The organism is Acidiphilium sp. PA (assembly GCF_026191915.1).
In the GTDB taxonomy this organism is placed as follows: Bacteria; Pseudomonadota; Alphaproteobacteria; order Acetobacterales; family Acetobacteraceae; genus Acidiphilium.
The window spans coordinates 1-20,077 of the sequence record NZ_JAIMBY010000026.1 but is presented as its reverse complement, the minus strand read 5'-3'; the positions used below and the strand labels follow the sequence as shown (position 1 = coordinate 20,077).

Here is a 20,077-nt window from a genome sequence, read left to right as displayed (position 1 = left end):
ACCTCCTTTACGTAGCGCCCGAACGGCTGATGATGCAGGACTTCCTTGATATGCTTGACGGTGCCCAGATCGCCCTGATCGCAATCGACGAGGCCCATTGTGTGAGCCAGTGGGGTCATGACTTTCGGCCTGAATATCTTCAGATTGCCGAACTCGCCGCCCGATTTCCCGGTGTTCCGCGGGTCGCTTTGACCGCAACTGCTGATCGGCAAACCCGCGAGGATATTCGGCGTCGCCTAAAGCTCGACGCCGCACGGCTGTTCTTGGCCAGCTTCGACCGGCCCAATATCCGCTACGCCATCATGCCGAAGACCGAGCCTCGCCGGCAATCGATGAGCTTTCTCAAATCCCGGCCGGGCGAGAGCGGAATCGTCTATTGCCTGAGCCGGAAATCGGTGGAGGAGACTGCCGCCGGATTAAAGGCAAGCGGCATTCGGGCGCTGCCCTATCACGCGGGTCTCGACGGAGCGATCCGATCACGCAATCAGGATGTCTTTCTGAAGGAGGAGGGGTTAATCCTGGTTGCGACGATCGCTTTCGGGATGGGGATCGACAAGCCGGATGTGAGGTTTGTTGCGCATCTCGATCTCCCGGGTAGTCTCGAGGCCTATTATCAGGAGACGGGCAGGGCAGGGCGGGATGGACTGCCCGCCGAAACGCTCTTGCTTTACGGGATGCAGGATCTGGTGCTCCGGCGAGCGATGATCGACCAAAGCAATTCGCCGACGGAGATCAAACGGATCGAACGGGCGAAGCTCGATGCTCTGCTGGGCGTTTGCGAGACATCATCCTGCCGGCGACAGGCGATCCTTGCGCATTTCGGGGAGGTCATGGCAGAGCCTTGCGGCAACTGCGATACCTGCCTGGCACCGGTTGCGACGTGGGACGGGACCATCGCGGCGCAGAAGGCGATGTCGGCGGTCTTGCGCACCGGAGAGCGGTTCGGGGTGGGACATTTAATCGATGTTCTGCTCGGCGCGAACACCGACAAGATCAGACGGTTTCGGCATGAGCGTTTACCGACGTTCGGGGTGGGCAAAGAGTTCAGCCGGCCTGTTTGGGGTTCGGTATTCCGACAGTTGATCGTCCAAGGCGCGATAGAGGTAGATCACGATCATTTCGGCGCGCTGAAGCTAACATCCGTCGGCGGCCAGATACTCCACGGCAAAACAACCATCGCGTTCAGGCGGGATCAGGCGACCCGCACGGCGACCGCGGCTGTCGCAAAAAAGGCCGAGCGGATCGAACTTGGGAAGAGCGATGCCCAGCTGTTTGCGATGCTGAAGGCCGAACGGGCCTATCTCGCCAAATCACAAAATCTGCCGGCCTATGTGATTTTCACCGATGAAACCCTCGCCGCAATTGCCAAGGCACGTCCGCACAGTCTGTCGGATTTGGGATCCATCCCTGGCATGGGTACCACGAAGATCGAGCGGTACGGCATGAACGTCATCGATGTTGTGATGGCGTTCGAGCAACCTGACGATATCGGAGATTCGGTGGAGTGATCGGTCGTATGTCGGCTGGAGGTGAAGCGCACCAAAGACGGTGAGACATTTTCGAATAATGCAACACGGTTCTCGATCTGGGTTGACGCAAGAGAATGTCGAAACCATGCAGATTTACTTGCATGCAGACCTGGCCATCAAGGAACGCTCAATGGCCAGGACAGCGCCAGCGGAAACCGCACCGCGACGATACCGGCCCACCGAAAAACTTCTGGCCTTTCTACAGGCCCACTAATTGTGCCGGGTCCATTTCAGCGAGCATGGCCAGCCAGGCTGATATGATGGCAGAGGTCGGCATAATGGACTGTAGAGCGCTGATCGCCGGGCAGGCTCACGTTGTTCGATTTTCATTTTCTCGAATTATACCAACCGCCCTAACGCGTAACCTGTGCCCAATCTCTAGTCCCGATTGAGGTAATTTTTGCAGGATCGCTGACGAGGAAGTTCCAAGCGTTTTTGGCTGCATTGCGCATGTCCTGATAGCTGTTCCAGACGAGGCTGCTCAGCTTGTTTCCGCGCAGATAATCCCAGACATTTTCCATTGGATTGAGTTCGGGGGCGTAGGGGGGCAGTGGTATCAGGGTCATGTTGTCGGGCACGATCAGGCGTTCGCCTGGCTGGTGCCAGCCAGCACCGTCGCAGACCAGGATCGCGTGGGCGGAGGCCGCGATTTGGGTGCTGATTTCCTTGAGGTGTTCGTTCATCGCCTCGGTATTCACGCTCGGCATGATGATGGCAGCACCGACCCCGCGCGCCGGACAAATTGCCCCAAAGATATACAGGCTATCATGGCGGGTATCACGTACCATCGCCGGCCGCGAGCCGGTTTCGGCCCAGACATACTCGATCGAGCCCTTCTGCCCGACCCGCGCTTCGTCCTGAAACCACACCTCGATTGATTTGCCGGCCGCCGAGGCTGGCAGCGCATCGCAGCTCAGGCTGGCGAAGTTTTTTTAAAAGTCTCCTGCGCCGCCGCATCTTTCTTTGGGTGGAAAGGGCGCGGCTGTAGCCGGGTCAGGCCCAGTTGGCGTAACCACTTGCCGATCGTGCGCTCATGCACTTCCACCGAAAACCGCCGCGCCACCAGCGCCTTCAGATCAACGCAGCGCCAGCGCACAACCTTGTCGGTCTCTGGATCAGGGCCCTTGATCACCAAGGCCTTCAACTCCTGCATTTGCGCCTCGCTCAGCTCCGGTCGACGCCCCGAACCTACCCGTGACGTTAAGCCACTCACCCCTTCGGCATTGTAGCGACGCACCCAGTCGCGCAATATCTGACGCTGCATGCCGCTCAACGCAGCTGCCTCCGCACGCGATTTGCCCTCAAGCACCAGCGCCAATGCCGAAAGCCGGCGAACCACATCGCCGTCGCGCTGGCGCGACATCAAACGGCGTAAATCGGCCGCCGTGTGATCATGATTGGTGATCGCCAATGCCTGCGACATGATCCCTCCGTCCTCGCGAATCGACAGAAATCATTCAAACACAGCCACAAAAATTTGAGAATCCCCCGCGAGTCAACCGTTTAGCCGGTTGGTATTATCCGTCATTTTGTCGTGATTTAATATTGGCGGTCAACGAAGAAAGCTTTCGAAGCGCCAGAGCAAATTTTCAGTCCGGCGCGCACTGCGTCCAGTCTGACATCTACCGCGTTCAAGCGGAGGTAGCGGACGAGCAAATCGAGGTAGACATTCATGAATGCAGAACCGTGTCCATCCGAATGCCCGTCGATCGTCGTGGTCATGGCGTGGGCGACTTCATGCAGCAAACACCACGATGGGATCGTCTGGGGCATTCTGATCGTCAATCGATCGGCATCGGCGATCCGGCATCGCGCCTGAAACGGGAGTCGTTCGACGCGCGGCGGGTAAAGCAGACCCATCTCTGACCAGATCGCATCGACGATGCCCTGAGCGGCGGGAAATGCGATGATGCTGGCGTCACGCGGCGAGATCGCTCGGTCTTCCCAGGCATAGACGCGCGAGCGCTGTCGATCCGCCATTAGATGAGCAACCCGGTTTCGCCGGTCTCGATGGGTGGCCGGAGATTAACCCGTTCGCCGGCCTCTTGACCGGCCCGGAACGCCGCATTGCGGCGCAAACTCAGACCGGGCAAAGACCGCAGCCGTACGTTTTTTGCCTGGAAAGCGGCTTCCACCACTTGATGGCGAATCAGCATCAGCGCGGTCCCGGTCGCTCGTTGCATTGCCACAGAGGCTTCGCGTTCTGTGTGCATGACGTCCAACCGGTCGGCAACTCGCGATGCGAGACCTCCTTGAAAACTCGATGACGCGCGCCTGAGTGTAACGCCGGTTACGCTTCGCGTCCGCTTCCGAAACCCGGACAGTTCGGTGCTGATCGCGCGCTCGATCACGGCGAACAGATAGGCGGCGAGGGCGGTGTCAGTCTCGAAGCCGAAGAAGATGTAGTTGACCGTTTCCGCGTTCCGCGCGAGCCAAACCTTGCAATCGCAAAAGCGTGCGAGGGCGGGGACGCAGGCGTCAATTGGCCGTCTGCGCTGACCGCCGATCGGTACCTCGATCTGGACGCAAGGCTCACGGCGTAGATCGACCTCGTCCATCGACAGGGCGTAGCGTTCCAGCAAGCGACCGACCATCTCAGCGGCGGTCATGGCTTCGGCTTCGGTACAACCGCGTGCGACTGTCCGTTCTGTCAATGCTCTGATCCGAAGCTTGACCCGGGCAAGTTCGTCATTCTGGCTCAATGCGGTCCCCTGGCGGCAATACTGGCAGACTGCCATAGGCGCCGAAGCCGCGGCAAGCCTCGATATTGGGGGCTCTGCCTCAATTCGTGTGATTCGGCTCGACTCTGAAGGGCATCATTCGCGCGCGGAGCAAATCGACGCCCGCACGGCCGTACATCGCCCGTTTCAGCGTCTTCAGTCGGTTGATCTGACCTTCAGTCTGACCGTTGCTCCAGGTTTCGGTTATTGCATTGCCAACCGCCGCCAGATCTTGGCGCAGCGTATGGACGAAGCGGCGAATACCATAAAGCGTTGAGAGGTCGGCGTCATGCAGCCAGACGGTGAGCTTTTCGACGTCGCCGCCGCGCAGAATGCCCCGGAAGCGCATGGCCAATGCTCGCATCGTGGCGAATGCGGGAGATATTGTCTTGAACGCATCCACTTTTGCCGCCTGGGTTTCCGTCAGCAAGCCGCGCGGCTTGACACACAATGCAGCGGCCACGATCGGCGAGACCAGATGTCCGGTCAATGGATCGATCAAATTGGGCGTGGCAGCCGTGGCGGCATCGACAGTGACAGGGCGCCCGGCACGGTGCCAACCCGCCAGCAGCCGACCCAGATGAGATAGGCTGCCGGTGTAGCCAAGGTCTCTGATCTCCAGCAGCAAGACCCGCCCGGACGTGCAACCCTCGGCCCAGCGTCGAGCAAGATGGTCGTGAAAACCGCTTGGTGTGTTCGGCTTCGGCGCCATCACGTTGCGCTCTGGCAGCGCATCGAGTTGCACCCATTTCGTAACGGTGCGCCGACTGAACTTCGTCTGGCGGACAATCGCGGTGATGCGGTGACCGGAAAGTTGCAAAGCTTTGACCTGGTTGAACTTGTCCGTATTGACGGCCCTGCGGCCTATTGAACCCAGTTGCCGATGTTCTACCAACGCTGGCTGCCGCCCGTGACCAATCCATTCAGCGAGGATCACGGGCTCGGCCTTGGTAAGCGACGGCGAGGGTTGCCTGTTGGGCCGTGGCGCGCGGCTCAACTGCTGCTCGATCGCCTTCTGGAAGTTCTGCAGCAAGTGGAAGCGGTCGGCCACCGGCCTGGCCTGCGGCGCTCCCTGGCGAGCTCCTTCCGCGTAGAGACCGGCGCGATCTCGGCTGACGATCTCAATACCGGGATGCTGCGCCAGCCAATGGCCGGTGGCCTCTGCCGAACGGTCAGGCAGCACGTCAACCACCTCGCGTCGTTCAAGGTCGACCATGATCGTCCCGTAGCGGAACCCCTTCTGCCAAGCCCAGTCATCTACCCCGACCACCCGCACCGTTGCTGCCTCGGCGCGCGCGCCAGCATGGCGCTTGAGATGACGCAAAATCGTGTCATCACTCTGTGGCAGCCCCAGGCTAGCCATCAGGCACTCTGCCCGACGACCGCCGGCGGCATGGTCGAAAAGCCTGGTCAAATCGGTCACCCGGCAGGTCCTTCGAGCAGACGGTGGGGCGATTGTGGGAAGCCGATCGCTGAACGTCTTACGCGCACACCCTTGGTTCTGACATCGCCATCGTGAAAGGCAGACGCGTAGCGTGACCGGCGTCCCCTGAGCCGGCAGGTCCTGCAGAAGGCGAACCTGCCAACCGTGACGCCGGCTAGATCGCACATCACATCCGGGACAACGAGCGCTTCCCCGTCCCACGGCCGAGACCGTCCAGCGCCCGTCGCGGCACTCCGACCCCAAGAGCTCGAGGCCAGATCCAAGCGCCCATTTTGTATTTTTGATCATGCCACATCAGCCCAGTCTCCGTTCCAGCCGTCAAGCAGCACCACGATCACACGAATTGAGGCAGAGCCCTATAAACAGAGAATTGCAAACTGAGACACTACCCGATTTCCTGTGATCTTGCGCGTTGCGGTTCACTCTGCTGGTCAAGTAGCAGGGATGTGCCGCTTGCCATGCCGTCGCGCGAGCGATATACCTAATCCGTGTTTCGAACCATGATACGCGTCCTGGTCGTCTTTGCTCTCGTGATCGCCACGAGCATACACGGGTTCGCACGTGTGATGCCGATGACGCAATCAACCGCGATTCAGATGACCCACGCGGCGGCGACTTTGTCTGTCTGTCTCGGTCTAGATTGCCCCGGACATCACCATCCTGGTCGGGCCAGCCATCGTTCCATGACCGCGCGCTGCATCGCGTCGGCCTGCACCAATGCTGCAGCACTGCCAAGCACGGGGACTGGCACCGTCGCGTTCATCGGCACGACGATGATTTATGATCCGCTGGCAGCATCCTTTGGTCTTGGTCACCCCCTCACACCGGATGCACCCCCACCTCGATCCTTCGCGCTGAGCTGAACCGCCGCCGGTCGTACCGGACGGGCGGTCGGGCTTCCCTGTACGCAAACCTTTCATAGTTTGCGTAGGCGCTGTGTCCGGGTGCCGACGCACCCATCCTGATCGTCGATTACGCCGCTCATGTGTGATCACGAACTGCGAGGGATCATAATTCATGACGATCGAGTTTCCGCCTTCGATGCAACGACGGCGTTTATTGACCCACGGGGGCGCCGCGATTGCCGCGTCGAGCGTGCTGCCCTGGATGAGACACGCCCGCGCGGCGAGCGAGACCGCCGTTACCTTCAAGCTGCGTCCGGCATCCGCTAAAGCCGCGATCCTCGGCGAGGCAAAGCCTAAGACCGACGTCCTGGCCTATAACGGAACCGTGTCCGGCCCCGTCGTCACGACGCACCAGGGCGAGCCGTTCAGTTCCCTGGTGACCAACGGCATCGGCCAGAACACCACGGTCCACTGGCACGGCATCCGCCTGCCCAACGCAATGGACGGCGTGCCCTACCTGACGCAACCGCCGATCCGGCCGGGTGCCGATTTCCACTACGCGTTCACGCCGCCCGATGCCGGGACCTTCTGGTATCACCCGCACGAGCACACGGCGCATCAGATGGGAAGGGGTCTGGCGGGCGCCTTGATCGTCAAGGAACCGGAACCACCGCCGTTCGATCGTGACCTTCTTTGGGTACTGCAGGACTGGGCGTTCCAGCCAAACGATCAGTTCGTGCCTGGTTTCGATACGCCGATGGAAGCCGCGATGAGCGGGCGGATCGGCAGTGTCGTCACCATCAACGGCATGGTCCCCAAACCGATAACGCTGCGCGCCGGGGAACGGCTGCGGATCCGGCTGGTCAACGCCTGCCTCGCGCGGTTCATGGCGCTTCGCTTTCCCGGCCATCGCGTCACGATCATCGCCCTCGACGGGCAGCCTTGCCATCCGTTTGCACCATCGAACGGCCGCGTGATCATCGCCCCAGCGCAGCGGGTCGATCTGCAACTCGACACCATCGGTGAGCCGGGCCGGGATCATCCGGTTATCGACGATTATTATGGTCGCCACGCAACCTACCGTCTAGTGACCTTGTCCTACACGCGACAACCACCGAAATTTCGGTCCTTGCCGGCCATGCCGATCATTCTGCCACCCAATCCGGTGCCGAAGCCCGATCTGAGCAACCCGGTGCGCCACCATCTCACCATTGTCGGCGGCATGATGAGCATGGGTATGGCGGTTGACGGCAAGCCCGCGCCGGTCTGGGGCATTACCGATGGACACCGGAAAAGCGATGGCATGGAGCCGATCTTCAGCATACCACGCGGCAGGACCGTATTGCTGACGCTGGAGAACCACACGTCGTTCTGGCACCCGATGCATCTGCATGGCTACAGCTACACCGTTCTGTCGCGCAACGACGTCAAGGAGCCGTATCCTCATCTGCGTGACACGGTGATCGTAGGCCCGAAAGAGATTGTCGATATCGCTTTCGTCGCGAACAACCCCGGCAACTGGATGTTTCACTGCCACGTCATCGAGCACCAGTCGAGCGGGCTGATGACCGTGATCAACGTCGCTTGAATTAACCCGAACCATGGAGACCGATCAATGAATCGACGTACCCTGCTCAATGCCGGCATTGCCCTTGCGGTACTGGCCCCTGCTACGGCGTTCGCGACACCGATCAAGGCAACGCTCTACAAGGATCCGTCCTGCTCGTGCTGCGAAGCCTATGCCAAGTATCTGGACAAGAACGGCTACAAAGTGACAGTCATTCCATCGCCGAATCTTGAGCAGATCACGCTGGCATCCGGCATCCCGCAGTCTCTGGTCGGTTGTCATCTGACCAAGATCGGCGATCATGTGTTCGAGGGGCATATTCCGGCACCGCTCATCAAAAAATTCCTCGCCGAACCCTCGTCTGCCAAGGGTCTGGCAATTCCGGGAATGCCAGCCGGTCTGCCTGGTATGCCTGCCATGGCAGGCATGACGGTATCGCCGATCGCCGTCTATCTGGTCGGAACACCGAAGCCGATCGTCTTCGCGGTCGTCAAATGAGCATCCTGCTCGTCAATCACACAAGGAATCCTAAAATGCTGAAAATCAAAACTGCACTTGTAGCGGCTACGATGTCGTTCGGCGTCCTGGCCGCGCCGGTTATCGCCAATGCGGCAACGACACCGGCGCCGCAGGCCAAATCAATGACCGGCGGTGGCATGATGTCGGGCGGTAAAATGACTGAAAAAGGCAAGACCGGCATGTCCGGTGGTGGCATGCAAGGCATGATGGGGATGATGGCGATGATGAACGCCTGTACCCGCGTGATGAACAAGATGGCCGACAACATGGGTCACAGCAAAATGGGTGCCCATCACGGCTCCATGATGGGCAAGTCCTCCACCACCACCAAGTCATAATCTCGCAGCGGCCGGTGACGCGCCTCGGCGCGTCACCGGATGGCCGCACGTCGGAGCGAACATGTTGACGCAGCCCCCTATCGTGATCTCGCGCTTGCCGACACGGCCGATGAACCAAGCCGGGTACGCCGTGCTGCGCCGCTATCTGGGCGTGATGGCGGTCGGCAATCTCGTGTGGGAAACAGCTCAGTTGCCACTCTATACCCTCTGGTGGACTTCGAGCCCCCTCTATCTTGCTTTTGTGGTGCTGCATTGCTGGATAGGCGATCTAGTTATCGGCACGATCACCATGCTGGTCGGCATTGGCGCGGCGGGGTCATCTTGGCCGCTAATTCACGTCGGACGAGCAATGTTTGTCACGCTGGCGGCCGGTGTCGCCTACACGGCGTTCAGCGAGTGGCTGAACGTAACGGTGCGCGGCACCTGGGCCTATAGCGCTGCGATGCCGGTTCTGCCGGTACTCGGAACCGGCCTATCGCCGTTGCTTCAGTGGTTGGTGGTTCCCGGCATCGCATTGTTATTTGCTTACCGCCCGATCCTTTCGACCGGAGGGACACGTCGGTGAGCGTCCGATCGAAACCGCACATTACTACGCTTTGGACTTTAATTTGCGCATTTGCGCTTGCGCTGGCCTCAGTGGTGTCAGCTTTTGCCGCGAGCACGCCGTGGGTCGGCAACAAACACGCCGCCGCGCGCCTTATCACCGCAACTGAAGCAACCGGTAATGCCTCGCAGGTCGATGCCGGTTTGCAGATCCGGCTTGAACGCGGTTGGCATGCTTACTGGCGCAATCCGGGTGCGGCGGGGATTCCGCCCTCGATCGATTGGACGGGCTCGACCAACGTCAAATCGGCCCACATGTACTGGCCGGCGCCGCACCGCTACATGCTGTACGGCTTGGTGACGCAGGGCTACGAGCACGGCGTCGTCCTGCCGCTGTCGATCGTGCCGAAACACCCCGGCACGCCGATGGTCCTACGCGCGCTGGTGCATTATTCGGCATGCAAGACGATCTGCATCCCCTATACCGCCAAGCTTGTGCTCACCCTGCCTGCGGGCCTCGCGAGCCCTGGTCCGCAAGCGCCCCTGATCGCCCGCGCCTGGGCGCACGTGCCGAGTACGCTCGCCCAGGCCGGGCTTATCCTGTCGCAAGTGGTGATATCCAAATCGTCTGAACAGAAGAATACGGCGATATTGTCCCTTGTTGTCGATGCGCGCGGCGCGCGCCTGTCGCGCCCCGATCTGTTCATCCAGAACCATTTTTCGACCGCAACGCCGGGTGCGCCAAAAGTCTGGCTCGATACCGGGCATCGGCGCGGCGTGCTGAGTGTGACTCTCAAGGGCGAAAGAGCCGCCGCGATTGCCGAGAGAAAACTGCGGTTCACGCTGGAAAATGGTTCGACTGCTGCGGTGTTTTCGGCGACTCCGATAGTCGGTCCGATCCCGCCGCACGGCGCCGGTGCAAGCCTGGCGCTGATCCTTGCAATCGCGCTGCTCGGCGGTCTGATCCTGAACGTGATGCCGTGTACCCTTCCGGTCCTGTCGCTCAAACTCATGAGCTTCGCCGGGGCTTCGGGTGGTGAGAAACGGGGGTTGCGGATCACGCTGCTGGCGACGGCGCTCGGCATCGTCGTCTCTTATCTCGTTCTGGCCGGCGTGGTCATCGCGCTGAAGGCGATCGGTGCCACCTTCGGCTGGGGCATCCAATTCCAGCAACCCTGGTTCCTCGGTGCGATGGCGGCGATCACCACGCTGTTCGCTGCCAGCCTCTGGGAGTGGCTGCCGATTCCGCTCCCAGGCCTGGCCTCAAGCACCGCGACGCTGGGTAACGAAGGCAATGCCGGAACCGCTGGCTTTCTGACCGGCGTATTTGCAACGCTGCTCGCCACATCCTGCTCGGCACCCTTCATCGGAGTCGCGGTCGGTTTCGCGCTCGCCGGCGATCCGCTGGTGATCCTGGGCATTTTCGCAGCCCTCGGAATCGGTATGGCGCTGCCCTATCTGTTGGTCGCCGCGTTCCCTGGCCTGGTACGGTGGATGCCGAAGCCCGGACGCTGGATGATCGCGCTGCGCGTCATTCTCGGCTTTGCCATGCTGGGCACGGCGATCTGGCTGGTCTGGATCATCGCGTTCGTAGTGTCGCCCATCGCATCTCTTTTCGCCGGCGCCACCCTTGCTACCATGCTCGCTCTGCTGTTCTGGCGCCATCGTCTCCGCGACCACCACGACAATTGGCGCCACATTGGCGCGATTGCGGTGATCGCGGCCGTCGTTGGCACGGTGATCGAGCCATCGGTGATCCCGGCCAGTCAGGCACCCGCCAGGCAACGCGCAGACAACGCGGTCTGGCAGCCATTCGACCAGGCACGCATCGTCAAGCTGGTCGCCGGCAACACAATTGTGTTCGTCGATGTTACCGCTGCCTGGTGCCTGATCTGCAAGGTCAACGCACTTACGGTGCTCGATCGCAATCCGGTCGCGCGGCAGTTGCGCTCACCCGGCGTGGTCGCGTTGCGCGCAGATTGGACCCGCCCGAGCCCGCCGATCACCGCCTATCTGCGCAGTTTCGGGCGCTACGGTGTACCGCTCGATGTCGTCTACGGCCCCGGCGCGCGATCAGGCGTCCTGCTGCCGTCCCTGCTGACATCGGGTGCCGTGATGCAGGCATTCCGGCGCGCGGCCGGATCACCCCGAGGCATGGAAGCCGCACGATGAATTTCTACGACCGTAAAATTCTTCCCCACGTTCTGAATTTTGCCATGCGCCAGGAGGCGCTAGTGCCGTTTCGCAGGCGCGTCATCGAAGCCGCACGGGGACAGGTGCTGGAATTCGGCGTCGGTTCCGGCCTGAACCTGCCATTTTATAGTTCCGATGTGACGTTGGTTACCGGCGTTGATCCTTCTGTCAGCCTGTTGGGCATGGCGCAGGAGCGCGCCACCAGTGCGATCGTGCCGATCGAACTGATCGAGGCTTCGGCGGAGAGCCTGCCGATCGAAAGCGCAAGCATCGATACGGTTGTCACCACATGGACACTCTGCACCATTCCGAACGCCGTCCAGGCACTACGCGAGGCGCGGCGGGTGCTTCAACCAGGCGGAGCGCTGCTGTTCATCGAGCATGGCCGCGTGCCGGAACCCAACATGGCGCGCTGGCAAGACCGGCTCGATCGTCCGTGGGGATTGATTGCCGGCGGATGCCATATCAACCGGCAGATCGATGCGTTGATCATCCAAGCCGGGTTCAACATAGAGCGATTGGCACACGAGCGAATGCCCGGCCCACCGACGCATAATTATCTCTATGAAGGCATGGCGCGTCCCGCATGACTGATATCCATGAAAGATCAACGAATGGGCCAACGCATGGCCGCCGGATCGGCCGGCGCATCGCGCTTGGCGGCGCGGTCGGCCTTGGAGCGGCGATGACGTTCGTCGCCATCGATCCCGGTGCCCTCGACCTCACCTCGCACGGCGCGCTCGATGCCCTGGCGCGATTGCTCGGTTGGAACCACGACAGCAAATTGGCGAGCACGACCAATTCCGCGATCCCGCCCGGCGCGCCGATCGGTGGTCCGTTCACCCTGACCAACCAGTTCGGCCAGACGATGACGCCGGCAAGTTTTCATGGCCGCTGGATGCTGGTCTATTTCGGCTACTCGCGCTGCCCGGACGACTGTCCGCTCACGCTTGAAAAGCTGGCGATCATGATGAACGCACTCGGGCCGCTCGCCAAACATGTCTCTCCGGTCTTCATCACCGTCGATCCCACTCATGATACGCCCGCGATCCTCAAGACCTATCTGCCTAAGTTCAGCAACAAGATCATCGGGCTGACCGGAACGCTCCCGGAGACAGCCAAGGTTGCCAAGGAGTATGACGCTTATTTCAACACGACAGACCACGAAGCGTCGGGGCAGAGCCTGATCAGTCATTCGACCTTCATTTATTTGATAGCGCCGAACGGAAAGTTCGAAAATCTGTTCCCGGTGTCCATCACGGTACCGCAACTCGTTCACGTCATGAAAAAGGCAATCGCCCAATGACCCTGTCGCCATCCTCACGGCGTGGTTTTCTTACCCTCGCGGCTTCCGGCGCGGCGCTTGGCCTGCCGCGATCCGCCGCCGCCGCCATTCCGAACGCCCCTCCGCTTTATATCACCACGCCAAAGCCGTTGCAGACATTCAAATTCTCCGACGCATCCGGTCATCCCCTCTCGCTCGCCGATTTCCACGGCAAATTCGTGCTGCTGAACATCTGGGCGACCTGGTGCGTCCCCTGCCGCAAGGAAATGCCCACCCTGGATCGGTTGCAGGCGAAGCTTGGCGGTCCGCATTTCGAAGTGGTCCCGGTTTCGATCGATACTGGCGGTCTCGCGGCGGTCAAAAAATTCTATGCCGAGATCAAGGTCGAGCATCTCGGCATTTTTCTCGATCCCAGCGGCAGCGCCATGCAGTTACTCAACCTCGAGGGTGTTCCGACCAGCTTTCTGATCAACCCGGATGGTAAACAGATCGGCCGCGAAACCGGCGGCGCCGTCTGGGACACGCCCTCGGTGATCAGATTTCTGAAGCACCAGGTATGCGGGCGCACCTGAGACCAACGACAGGATGAATTCAGTGATCGCAAATCAGAAGGAGGGCGAAGTCGGCGAGGAACGCGAGTTGTCGCGCCGAGGCGCCATGGTACTTTCAGTGCTGGTCGCCGGTCGCTTGATCGTGGCTGCACACGCTGCCTCTACGGCGGATCCCGCCCATCCACCATTGCAACTGTTCGCACCAAAACCCTTTCCGGCACTGAAATTCATGGATCAGGCCGGCCGGCACATCTCGCTGGCATCATTTCACGGCAGAGCCGTGCTGCTGTGCATCTGGGCGACCTGGTACGTCCCCTGCCAGAAGGAGATGGTCACGCTGGATCGGCTACAGGCCAAACTGGGCGGTCCGCACTTCCAGATCGTTCCGGTCTCGATCGATACCGGCGGTCTTGCCCCGGTTCAGGATTTCTACGCCCAGTTCAAAATCCGGCATCTCGGAATTTTTCTCGATCCGAGCGGCAGCGCCATGGAAATCCTCAATCTTCAGGAAATTCCGGTCAGCTTTCTGATCGACCCGGATGGCATGGAGATTGGTCTCGAATCAGACGCCCCAGTCTGGGATAGCCCAAGCATGGTCAGATTCCTGACCCATGTGATCTCGTCGAAATCACCTACCTGAACCAAGGAGTCTTCAACCATGAATACATGCTGCGATAACACCGGCACCACGCGCCGATCCGGCTGGCGCCGCTTCGTGACAAAGCGACTTGCCATCATCGTCGGCCTTGTCGCCGTCGCCGGCGGCGGTCTCGCGCTTGGCGGTTGGGGCTGGCTGGTTGCGGCGGGTCTGGCGCCGATCATCCTGTCTCTGGCGCCGTGCCTCGTGATGTGCGGGTTAGGATTGTGCATGATGGGCATGAATAAGTCGAAAACCACCGCCGCACCGTTGCTCGACGCCGCTATCCAGAACGGCGATGGCACGATCCGCCGGGGCGACGCGATGCCGTCGAATGCGGTCGCCTCGATTGCCCAACCGCAACCCCAGACCGTCGCGTGAAACCAGCTACGTTCGTTCGAACCCGAACTGAAGGAAACCAAGCATGAGTATCCAACTCGGCCAGATCGCGCCCGACTTCGAGCAGGCGAGCACGCAAGGCACCATCAAATTTCACGAATGGCTCGGCGCCTCCTGGGGCGTGCTGTTCAGCCACCCGAAGGACTACACGCCAGTCTGCACCACAGAACTCGCCGAAGTGGCACGGCTGAAGCCCGAATGGGACAAGCGGCACGCCAAGCCGATCGGGCTTTCGGTCGATCCGGCGGACAGCCACAAGGGCTGGGAAGACGATATTCGGGAAACCCAAGGCCAGACGCTCAATTTCCCGCTCCTGGCCGACGCCGATCGCAAGGTCTCCAACCTCTACGGCATGATCCACCCCGAAGCCGATCCGGCACTGACCGTCCGCAGCGTGTTCGTCATCGATCCAAACAAGAAGGTTCGGTTGACCATCACCTATCCGCCCAGCACCGGCCGGAATTTCGACGAGATCATCCGGGTGATCGACAGCCTGCAACTCACCGATGCGCACAAGGTCGCAACGCCAGTGAACTGGAACGATGGCGATGAGGTCATCATCGTCCCGAGCCTCTCAGACGATGACGCTAAGAAACGCTTTCCGGAAGGCTGGAGAACCCTGCGGCCGTATCTTCGGATGGTCGCCCAACCGAAGCTGCCGCACCGCCAGTAAGCGCGCCGCCAGGACGCCAACCGACCCCGCGCGAACCATGCTCGTCGCGGGGTCGAATATCTCCCCCCAAAAGCCATCGAAAACACGGCGCCAGGAAACCCAGAAATCCAGGTTCCTCGAAAGGTGAGACAAATGAGAAGATTCTTGAAGTCGGCGCTCGGCATCGTCGCTTTGTTGGCGTTACCCGTGGCGGCACTGGCCCATGCCTATCCCGCTCACGAAAATCCGCCTTCGGGTGCTGTGCTGAAACAGCTTCCCGGATCGCTTTCGATCAATTTTACGGAAACCATCAACCGGCATTTCAGCGGCGTCGTGGTTAGAGAGCCGAATGGCAAACAAATCAGCCATGGCACGGCGACGTTGGCGCCGGGCAACGCCAAGACTTTGATCGTCCCTCTGCGAGAATCACATCGTGCCGGGCGCTACACCGTTCTCTGGCATGCGCTCGCATCCGACGGCCATCGGACCAAGGGAAGCTACAGCTTTCAAGTCAAACCGTGAGCGTCTCTGCCGATCTGCTCGTCCGAGGCGTCGCCCGGGGTATTCATGTCGCGGCGTCGCTTGCGATTCTGGGTACTACGGCCGGTTACCGCCTGTTTGCCCAGGCAGGCCTGAGACATGATGAAACAATGGTCGCGCGAGACGCGCGGAACGCCATCGTCAGGTTTCTGCGGACCAGTTTCGTCGTCGCTGTTGTTACAGGGTTGCTCTGGCTCGTCTGCGAGGCGATCTATGCCACCGGATCGCACCAGATCAGCGCCGGGTTCGATGCCGTTCCGCCTTTGCTGCGCGACACCAATTTCGGTCACCTTCTCATGATCCGCACGATCGTGATGGCCGCTGCCGTCTGGGTGTTCGGCCATGGGGAGAGTACCCCGCGCGTCGTGCTCGCCAGTAGTTTCGCCGCCATCGCCGTCGCGTTGCAGGCCGGGCTTGGACACGGCGCCGCGATGGGCGGCCCCGAAGGACATTTGTTGCTCGCAACCCTGATCTTACACCTGCTAGCCGCCGGCCTATGGCTCGGCGGCCTGGTTTCGCTGCTGATCGTCGTCAGGGCCTTGACCCCCGAGGCCGCCTTTCTTGTAGCAACCAGATTTTCCCGCCTCGGCGTCGCCTGCGTCAGCACCATCGCGGTGACGGCCGCGATCCAGGCCTGGTATCTGATCGGCACCATCGCGGCCCTCACCGGGACGGCTTACGGATGGGCGGCGTTGGGAAAGTTCGTGCTTTTCGGGTCGCTGCTTGGCATCGCAGCGACCAATCGTTGGCAGACATCGCGCCTTCCGACACCTGACGGTCAGCACGCCAAAAATTTTCTATACAGATCCATTGCGATCGAAACCGTGATCGGTCTCGCCGTCGTCATGCTCGCCGGCATTCTGATGGAGCTTCCGCCGGCGATGGACATGGCGAAAATAGGCATGGCGGGTTAGACGTGAACCACAACAGATCGGTCGCTTTCATTTGGCTCACCGTTAGCCTCCTCGGCTGGGCAACATTGGATGGTTTCGACTCGCATCTGCCGGATGGCGTGGCCGCGCTCGCGGCGACGCCGTGGCTCCTCTGGCAGTTCACGCCGATCATTATCATTCCGATGATCTATGTCGTGGCCTGGTACGTGCGCGGCCGGCGCCGGAGCGGACAGGCGATCGGAGCGCGGGACGCTTCCTTCGCGGCGGCGATACTGTTGCTGTTTCTCGTTCTCCAGTCACCGATCGAGGGCTTTTCCGACCAGTTCTTTACGGTCCACCAGGTCGAGCACATGACGCTCGATATGATCGCGCCGATGCTTCTGCTGCTTGCGGCCCCGCAGGCGCCCCTGTTGCGCGGTATGCCGGAGTGGCTGCGCCATAAACTCGTACCCGCCATCATGGGTAATGGCCCGGTCCATCGAATCTTCGCAACGATCAGCCAGCCGATCCTGGCGAGCCTTCTTTTTATCGGAACCAGCGATTTCTGGCTGATCCCACGGATCCACGATGCTTCGTTGCGCATCCCGTTGATCCATGATCTTTGGCACATTACGCTTTTCGCGAGCGGCCTGATCTTTTTCTTTCGCCTTCTCGATCCGCGCCCAGCCCCGCTCGGCGCGCCGCTGCTCGCTCGTATACTGATGTGCTTTTTAGCCGAGATGAACTTCATCCTGTTCGGCTTCTATCTCAGCGCCAAATCTGTCGTCCTCTACAATGCCTACGGGCGGATGGCGCCTTTCTGGCATATTTCAGCGCTGAGCGACGAGCGCTTTGGCGGTTTGACTATGTGGATCGACGGTTCGACCATGATCACACTCGGCGCCCTGATCGCGCTCCATCGTATTGCGAGCCACGAAGACCGTGTCGCCAATCGCCAAATCGCCGTTGTGGGCGTCCCGCTGGTGCGAGGCAGTCAATTCCACGTCGAAAAGCGTCGGGATAATCGCAACCTCGCTTTCGGACTGGTCGGATTTGTCGGGTTCATGTTGATCGGCACCCTGATCGCTGCCGTCGTATATGATCGCATGACGAACTACCAAGCCAACAGTGGGGCTTTCAGTCAGGTGGGCGCACGGACGCTTAATGGCCGGTCCGCTCGCGCAGTCAAATCGACGTCCAAATCACCCCAGTCGGACAAACCATGATCTGGGCTACCGAAAGTGTTCCTCGATAGATGTTGAATTCGTTCCAAGTGGCCGGCCTTCTGACCCACTTACTGGTCCTTGTGTTTGGTGTCGGCGGATTGATCGGTATCATTCCGCTTGCGCGTGGCCATCGCGCCGGATCAGGCTTGGTTCTGATGGCCATCTCGATGGATATCGTGATCTTGGCCCCTCGCTGGAACTTTGGCATCGCGGGCGTGAGCACATATGTCGTGGGCTTCCTGGCCGGACTATGGCTGCTTCTTGGCCCACAACACGGTAAATAATTATAGGGTTGAAGCTTCTTCCAGTACCCGCCTTCGGGCAATCTTGCCGCAACTCAACCCCGTAGATCAAACCCTTGTCAAAACATTCCAAACTCGTCAGCGCGAGGTCCGTGAGATAGTCCAGCGGAGAGGCGGCCCTTGACCCTTCCTCCGTTGGAAGGCCCATAAGGCACGCTTACTTTGCGCTAACGGTACAAGAGGAACGCAGTGAACATAATGAACAATACCACAATCGCCGACGGGCTCGTCGGTGCAATCGGCAACACGCCGCTGATCCGACTGACACGGGCCTCCGCTGCGACCGGCTGCGACATTCTCGGCAAAGCCGAATTCATGAACCCTGGTGGCTCCGTGAAGGACCGCACCGCGGTCGTGTCCCATACCGTGGTGTAGGAGCTGTGGGTAAGTAGCCCGCCGGAGCGACCGCCAGCGAGTCTGGCGCAGGCGGGCTACTTATCCACAGCGGTGGCCATCGTCGGTCTTCGGTTATGGTTGGAATTGCAACCGACCAACAATGACCTGAGGAGATCACGACGATGACCGACCCCACCATGGCCCTTCGCGCGCTGCTGGAGAAGAGTTCCGATGCCGATTTGTTGCGTGAGATGGTCGGCTTCACAGCCCAGCGCCTGATGGAACTTGAGGCCGAAAGCCGGACCGGCGCGCCCTATGGCACGCGCAGCGAGGAGCGCGTCAACCAGCGCAACGGGTACCGCGACCGCATTTGGGAAACCCGTGCCGGCACGATCGAGCTGCGCGTGCCGAAATTGCGCCACGGCAGTTACTTTCCGGCCTTCCTCGAACCCCGCCGGATGGCCGAGAAGGCGCTCGCGGCCGTGATCCAGGAAGCCTATGTCCAGGGTGTGTCGACCCGTTCGGTCGACGAACTCGTGCAATCCTTCGGCATGAGCGGCATCAGCAAAAGCCAGGTCTCGCGCCTGTGCGGCGAGATCGACGGCAAGATCGACGGATTTCTGAACCGCCCTCTGGAGGGCGACTGGCCGTATGTCTGGCTGGACGCGACCTATCTGAAAGTGCGCGAGGCCGGCCGGATCGTCTCGGTCGCCGTGACCATCGCAACCGGCGTCAATGGCGATGGCCGGCGCGAAGTGCTCGGCATGGCGATCGGCGCGTCCGAAGCGGAGACGTTCTGGACCGAATTCCTCCGCAGCCTTGCCCGGCGCGGCCTGCGCGGCGTCAAGCTGGTGATCTCGGATGCCCATGAAGGTCTGAAGGCCGCTATCGCCAAGGTGCTGCACGCCACCTGGCAGCGTTGCCGGGTGCACGCGATGCGCAACCTGCTGGCTCATGCTGGTCGCCAGGGCCGCAGCGTGGTCGCCGCCTTCGTTGGAACAGCTTTCGCCCAGGATGATGCAGCAAGCGCGCGCGCCCAGTGGCGCCAAGTCGCCGACCAACTGCGCCCCAAGACCGCCAAACTCGCCGCCATGATGGATGACATGGAGGAAGACGTCCTGGCCTACATGGGGTTCCCCAAGGAACATCGCACCAAGATCAGCTCCACCAACCCCATCGAGCGCCTCAACGGCGAGATCAAACGCCGCACCGATGTCGTCGGCATCTTCCCCAACGAAGCCGCAATCCGCCGGCTTGTCGGCGCCATCCTGCTCGAACAAAACGACGAATGGACCGTCCAGCGCGGACGATACATGACGCTGGAAACCATCGCCGGTTTGTGCGATCAACCCATCATCAAGCTGCCCGCCGCGGCAGCCTGACAACACCGGCCAACCCAGCCGGAGAGCGCGATGAGGTAAACAATCCTACACCACCCGCTGGGAGTACGTCATGCCAAGCTGATGAATGCCTGTGAGTGAAAGTCTCATCCGGCTAGAGCCGTAGCGGGCAGGCCGGGACCGAGTCTTGCGGGCGTCGCGGTAACGCGGGGTCTGAAGTGTAGACAGGAGCCATGTGG

General features: G+C 60.8%; 22 protein-coding genes and 2 pseudogenes. 21 read left to right on the top strand and 3 right to left on the bottom strand.

Features of this window, described 5'->3' with window-relative positions; all coding sequences use genetic code 11:
* Nucleotides 1–11: 11 nt before the first annotated feature.
* Nucleotides 12–1,193 (top strand): annotated as a pseudogene (locus tag AruPA_RS21720) (RecQ family ATP-dependent DNA helicase); the annotation flags it as partial.
* Complete coding sequence (locus AruPA_RS21715; protein ID WP_322784413.1) at nucleotides 1,176–1,508, top strand: HRDC domain-containing protein; 333 nt, start codon at nucleotides 1,176–1,178, stop codon at nucleotides 1,506–1,508. The pseudogene AruPA_RS21720 and the gene AruPA_RS21715, both read left to right, overlap by 18 nt.
* 374 nt (nucleotides 1,509–1,882) lie before the next feature.
* Here AruPA_RS21715 and AruPA_RS21855 read toward each other — a convergent pair.
* A protein-coding gene (locus AruPA_RS21855) for an IS630 family transposase (RefSeq protein WP_408858985.1) occupies nucleotides 1,883–2,952 on the bottom strand; the annotation gives its coding sequence in 2 pieces (ribosomal slippage) (nucleotides 1,883–2,463 and nucleotides 2,463–2,952; 1,071 coding nt in all).
* A 122-nt stretch (nucleotides 2,953–3,074) separates the two neighbouring features.
* On the opposite strand from AruPA_RS21855, the gene AruPA_RS18805 reads away from it, so the two are divergent.
* Entirely contained in the window at nucleotides 3,075–3,395 is a 321-nt protein-coding gene (locus AruPA_RS18805) for a hypothetical protein (protein WP_265638297.1), read from the top strand.
* A 113-nt stretch (nucleotides 3,396–3,508) separates the two neighbouring features.
* Here the strand turns inward: AruPA_RS18805 and AruPA_RS18800 are convergent, their stop codons facing one another.
* Both AruPA_RS18800 and AruPA_RS18795 read right to left on the bottom strand, forming a co-directional pair.
* Complete coding sequence (locus AruPA_RS18800) at nucleotides 3,509–4,231, bottom strand: DUF2786 domain-containing protein (RefSeq protein ID WP_265638296.1); 723 nt, start codon at nucleotides 4,229–4,231, stop codon at nucleotides 3,509–3,511.
* A 79-nt stretch (nucleotides 4,232–4,310) separates the two neighbouring features.
* Complete coding sequence (locus AruPA_RS18795; protein WP_408858989.1) at nucleotides 4,311–5,936, bottom strand: ISL3 family transposase; 1,626 nt, start codon at nucleotides 5,934–5,936, stop codon at nucleotides 4,311–4,313.
* Nucleotides 5,937–6,376: 440 nt separating this feature from the next.
* On the opposite strand from AruPA_RS18795, the gene AruPA_RS18790 reads away from it, so the two are divergent.
* The 18 genes and pseudogenes from AruPA_RS18790 to AruPA_RS18705 all read left to right on the top strand — a co-directional run bounded on the left by AruPA_RS18790 (nucleotide 6,377) and on the right by AruPA_RS18705 (nucleotide 19,880).
* Nucleotides 6,377–6,556: a hypothetical protein gene (locus AruPA_RS18790; RefSeq protein WP_265638294.1), complete on the top strand. Its 180-nt coding sequence runs from the start codon at nucleotides 6,377–6,379 to the stop codon at nucleotides 6,554–6,556.
* 154 nt (nucleotides 6,557–6,710) lie between these two features.
* Complete coding sequence (locus tag AruPA_RS18785; protein WP_265638293.1) at nucleotides 6,711–8,126, top strand: multicopper oxidase family protein; 1,416 nt, start codon at nucleotides 6,711–6,713, stop codon at nucleotides 8,124–8,126.
* Between the two features lie 27 nt (nucleotides 8,127–8,153).
* Nucleotides 8,154–8,603: a DUF411 domain-containing protein gene (locus AruPA_RS18780; protein ID WP_265638292.1), complete on the top strand. Its 450-nt coding sequence runs from the start codon at nucleotides 8,154–8,156 to the stop codon at nucleotides 8,601–8,603.
* A 35-nt stretch (nucleotides 8,604–8,638) separates the two neighbouring features.
* Nucleotides 8,639–8,962, top strand: a complete 324-nt coding sequence (locus tag AruPA_RS18775; protein ID WP_265638291.1) for a hypothetical protein — start codon at nucleotides 8,639–8,641, stop codon at nucleotides 8,960–8,962.
* Nucleotides 8,963–9,071: 109 nt separating this feature from the next.
* Nucleotides 9,072–9,527, top strand: a complete 456-nt coding sequence (locus AruPA_RS18770) for a hypothetical protein (protein ID WP_265638290.1) — start codon at nucleotides 9,072–9,074, stop codon at nucleotides 9,525–9,527.
* Between the two features lie 74 nt (nucleotides 9,528–9,601).
* Complete coding sequence (locus tag AruPA_RS18765; RefSeq protein ID WP_265638289.1) at nucleotides 9,602–11,677, top strand: protein-disulfide reductase DsbD; 2,076 nt, start codon at nucleotides 9,602–9,604, stop codon at nucleotides 11,675–11,677.
* On the top strand, nucleotides 11,674–12,288 hold the full coding sequence (locus AruPA_RS18760) for a class I SAM-dependent methyltransferase (RefSeq protein WP_265638288.1): 615 nt from the start codon (nucleotides 11,674–11,676) through the stop codon (nucleotides 12,286–12,288). Before AruPA_RS18765 ends, AruPA_RS18760 begins: the two co-directional genes overlap by 4 nt.
* A complete protein-coding gene (locus AruPA_RS18755; RefSeq protein ID WP_265638287.1) occupies nucleotides 12,285–13,004 on the top strand; it encodes an SCO family protein in 720 nt (239 codons plus the stop codon). The genes AruPA_RS18760 and AruPA_RS18755 overlap by 4 nt, the downstream gene beginning before the upstream one ends.
* Nucleotides 13,001–13,555 carry a TlpA disulfide reductase family protein gene (locus AruPA_RS18750; protein ID WP_265638286.1) on the top strand — a complete coding sequence of 185 codons (555 nt, stop codon included), beginning with the start codon at nucleotides 13,001–13,003 and terminating at the stop codon, nucleotides 13,553–13,555. Before AruPA_RS18755 ends, AruPA_RS18750 begins: the two co-directional genes overlap by 4 nt.
* A gap of 22 nt (nucleotides 13,556–13,577) precedes the next feature.
* Nucleotides 13,578–14,174, top strand: coding sequence for a TlpA disulfide reductase family protein (locus AruPA_RS18745; protein WP_265638285.1), 597 nt, complete (start codon nucleotides 13,578–13,580; stop codon nucleotides 14,172–14,174).
* Between the two features lie 18 nt (nucleotides 14,175–14,192).
* Complete coding sequence (locus AruPA_RS18740) at nucleotides 14,193–14,552, top strand: hypothetical protein (protein ID WP_265638284.1); 360 nt, start codon at nucleotides 14,193–14,195, stop codon at nucleotides 14,550–14,552.
* 43 nt (nucleotides 14,553–14,595) lie between these two features.
* Complete coding sequence (locus tag AruPA_RS18735; protein ID WP_265638283.1) at nucleotides 14,596–15,243, top strand: peroxiredoxin; 648 nt, start codon at nucleotides 14,596–14,598, stop codon at nucleotides 15,241–15,243.
* 144 nt (nucleotides 15,244–15,387) lie between these two features.
* A complete protein-coding gene (locus AruPA_RS18730; RefSeq protein ID WP_265638282.1) occupies nucleotides 15,388–15,744 on the top strand; it encodes a copper resistance protein CopC in 357 nt (118 codons plus the stop codon).
* Nucleotides 15,741–16,676: a copper resistance D family protein gene (locus tag AruPA_RS18725; RefSeq protein WP_265638281.1), complete on the top strand. Its 936-nt coding sequence runs from the start codon at nucleotides 15,741–15,743 to the stop codon at nucleotides 16,674–16,676. Before AruPA_RS18730 ends, AruPA_RS18725 begins: the two co-directional genes overlap by 4 nt.
* 2 nt (nucleotides 16,677–16,678) lie before the next feature.
* The gene (locus AruPA_RS18720; RefSeq protein ID WP_265638280.1) at nucleotides 16,679–17,860 is read left to right on the top strand and encodes a cytochrome c oxidase assembly protein; all 1,182 of its coding nucleotides are present in this window, start codon (nucleotides 16,679–16,681) and stop codon (nucleotides 17,858–17,860) included.
* 29 nt (nucleotides 17,861–17,889) lie between these two features.
* Entirely contained in the window at nucleotides 17,890–18,144 is a 255-nt protein-coding gene (locus AruPA_RS18715) for a hypothetical protein (protein WP_265638279.1), read from the top strand.
* A gap of 216 nt (nucleotides 18,145–18,360) precedes the next feature.
* Nucleotides 18,361–18,516, top strand: a pseudogene (locus AruPA_RS18710) (pyridoxal-phosphate dependent enzyme); the annotation flags it as partial.
* A gap of 164 nt (nucleotides 18,517–18,680) precedes the next feature.
* On the top strand, nucleotides 18,681–19,880 hold the full coding sequence (locus AruPA_RS18705) for an IS256 family transposase (RefSeq protein WP_029314492.1): 1,200 nt from the start codon (nucleotides 18,681–18,683) through the stop codon (nucleotides 19,878–19,880).
* The last annotated feature ends 197 nt before the right edge of the window (nucleotides 19,881–20,077 follow it).

Coding starts and splice junctions, on each gene's coding strand:
- AruPA_RS18740 (WP_265638284.1), top strand. CDS start 14,193: ATGAATACATGCTGCGATAACACCGGCACCACGCGCCGATCCGGCTGG.
- AruPA_RS18760 (WP_265638288.1), top strand. CDS start 11,674: ATGAATTTCTACGACCGTAAAATTCTTCCCCACGTTCTGAATTTTGCC.
- AruPA_RS18750 (WP_265638286.1), top strand. CDS start 13,001: ATGACCCTGTCGCCATCCTCACGGCGTGGTTTTCTTACCCTCGCGGCT.
- AruPA_RS18755 (WP_265638287.1), top strand. CDS start 12,285: ATGACTGATATCCATGAAAGATCAACGAATGGGCCAACGCATGGCCGC.
- AruPA_RS18735 (WP_265638283.1), top strand. CDS start 14,596: ATGAGTATCCAACTCGGCCAGATCGCGCCCGACTTCGAGCAGGCGAGC.
- AruPA_RS18705 (WP_029314492.1), top strand. CDS start 18,681: ATGACCGACCCCACCATGGCCCTTCGCGCGCTGCTGGAGAAGAGTTCC.
- AruPA_RS18715 (WP_265638279.1), top strand. CDS start 17,890: ATGTTGAATTCGTTCCAAGTGGCCGGCCTTCTGACCCACTTACTGGTC.
- AruPA_RS18790 (WP_265638294.1), top strand. CDS start 6,377: ATGACCGCGCGCTGCATCGCGTCGGCCTGCACCAATGCTGCAGCACTG.
- AruPA_RS18775 (WP_265638291.1), top strand. CDS start 8,639: ATGCTGAAAATCAAAACTGCACTTGTAGCGGCTACGATGTCGTTCGGC.
- AruPA_RS18780 (WP_265638292.1), top strand. CDS start 8,154: ATGAATCGACGTACCCTGCTCAATGCCGGCATTGCCCTTGCGGTACTG.
- AruPA_RS18770 (WP_265638290.1), top strand. CDS start 9,072: ATGAACCAAGCCGGGTACGCCGTGCTGCGCCGCTATCTGGGCGTGATG.
- AruPA_RS18785 (WP_265638293.1), top strand. CDS start 6,711: ATGACGATCGAGTTTCCGCCTTCGATGCAACGACGGCGTTTATTGACC.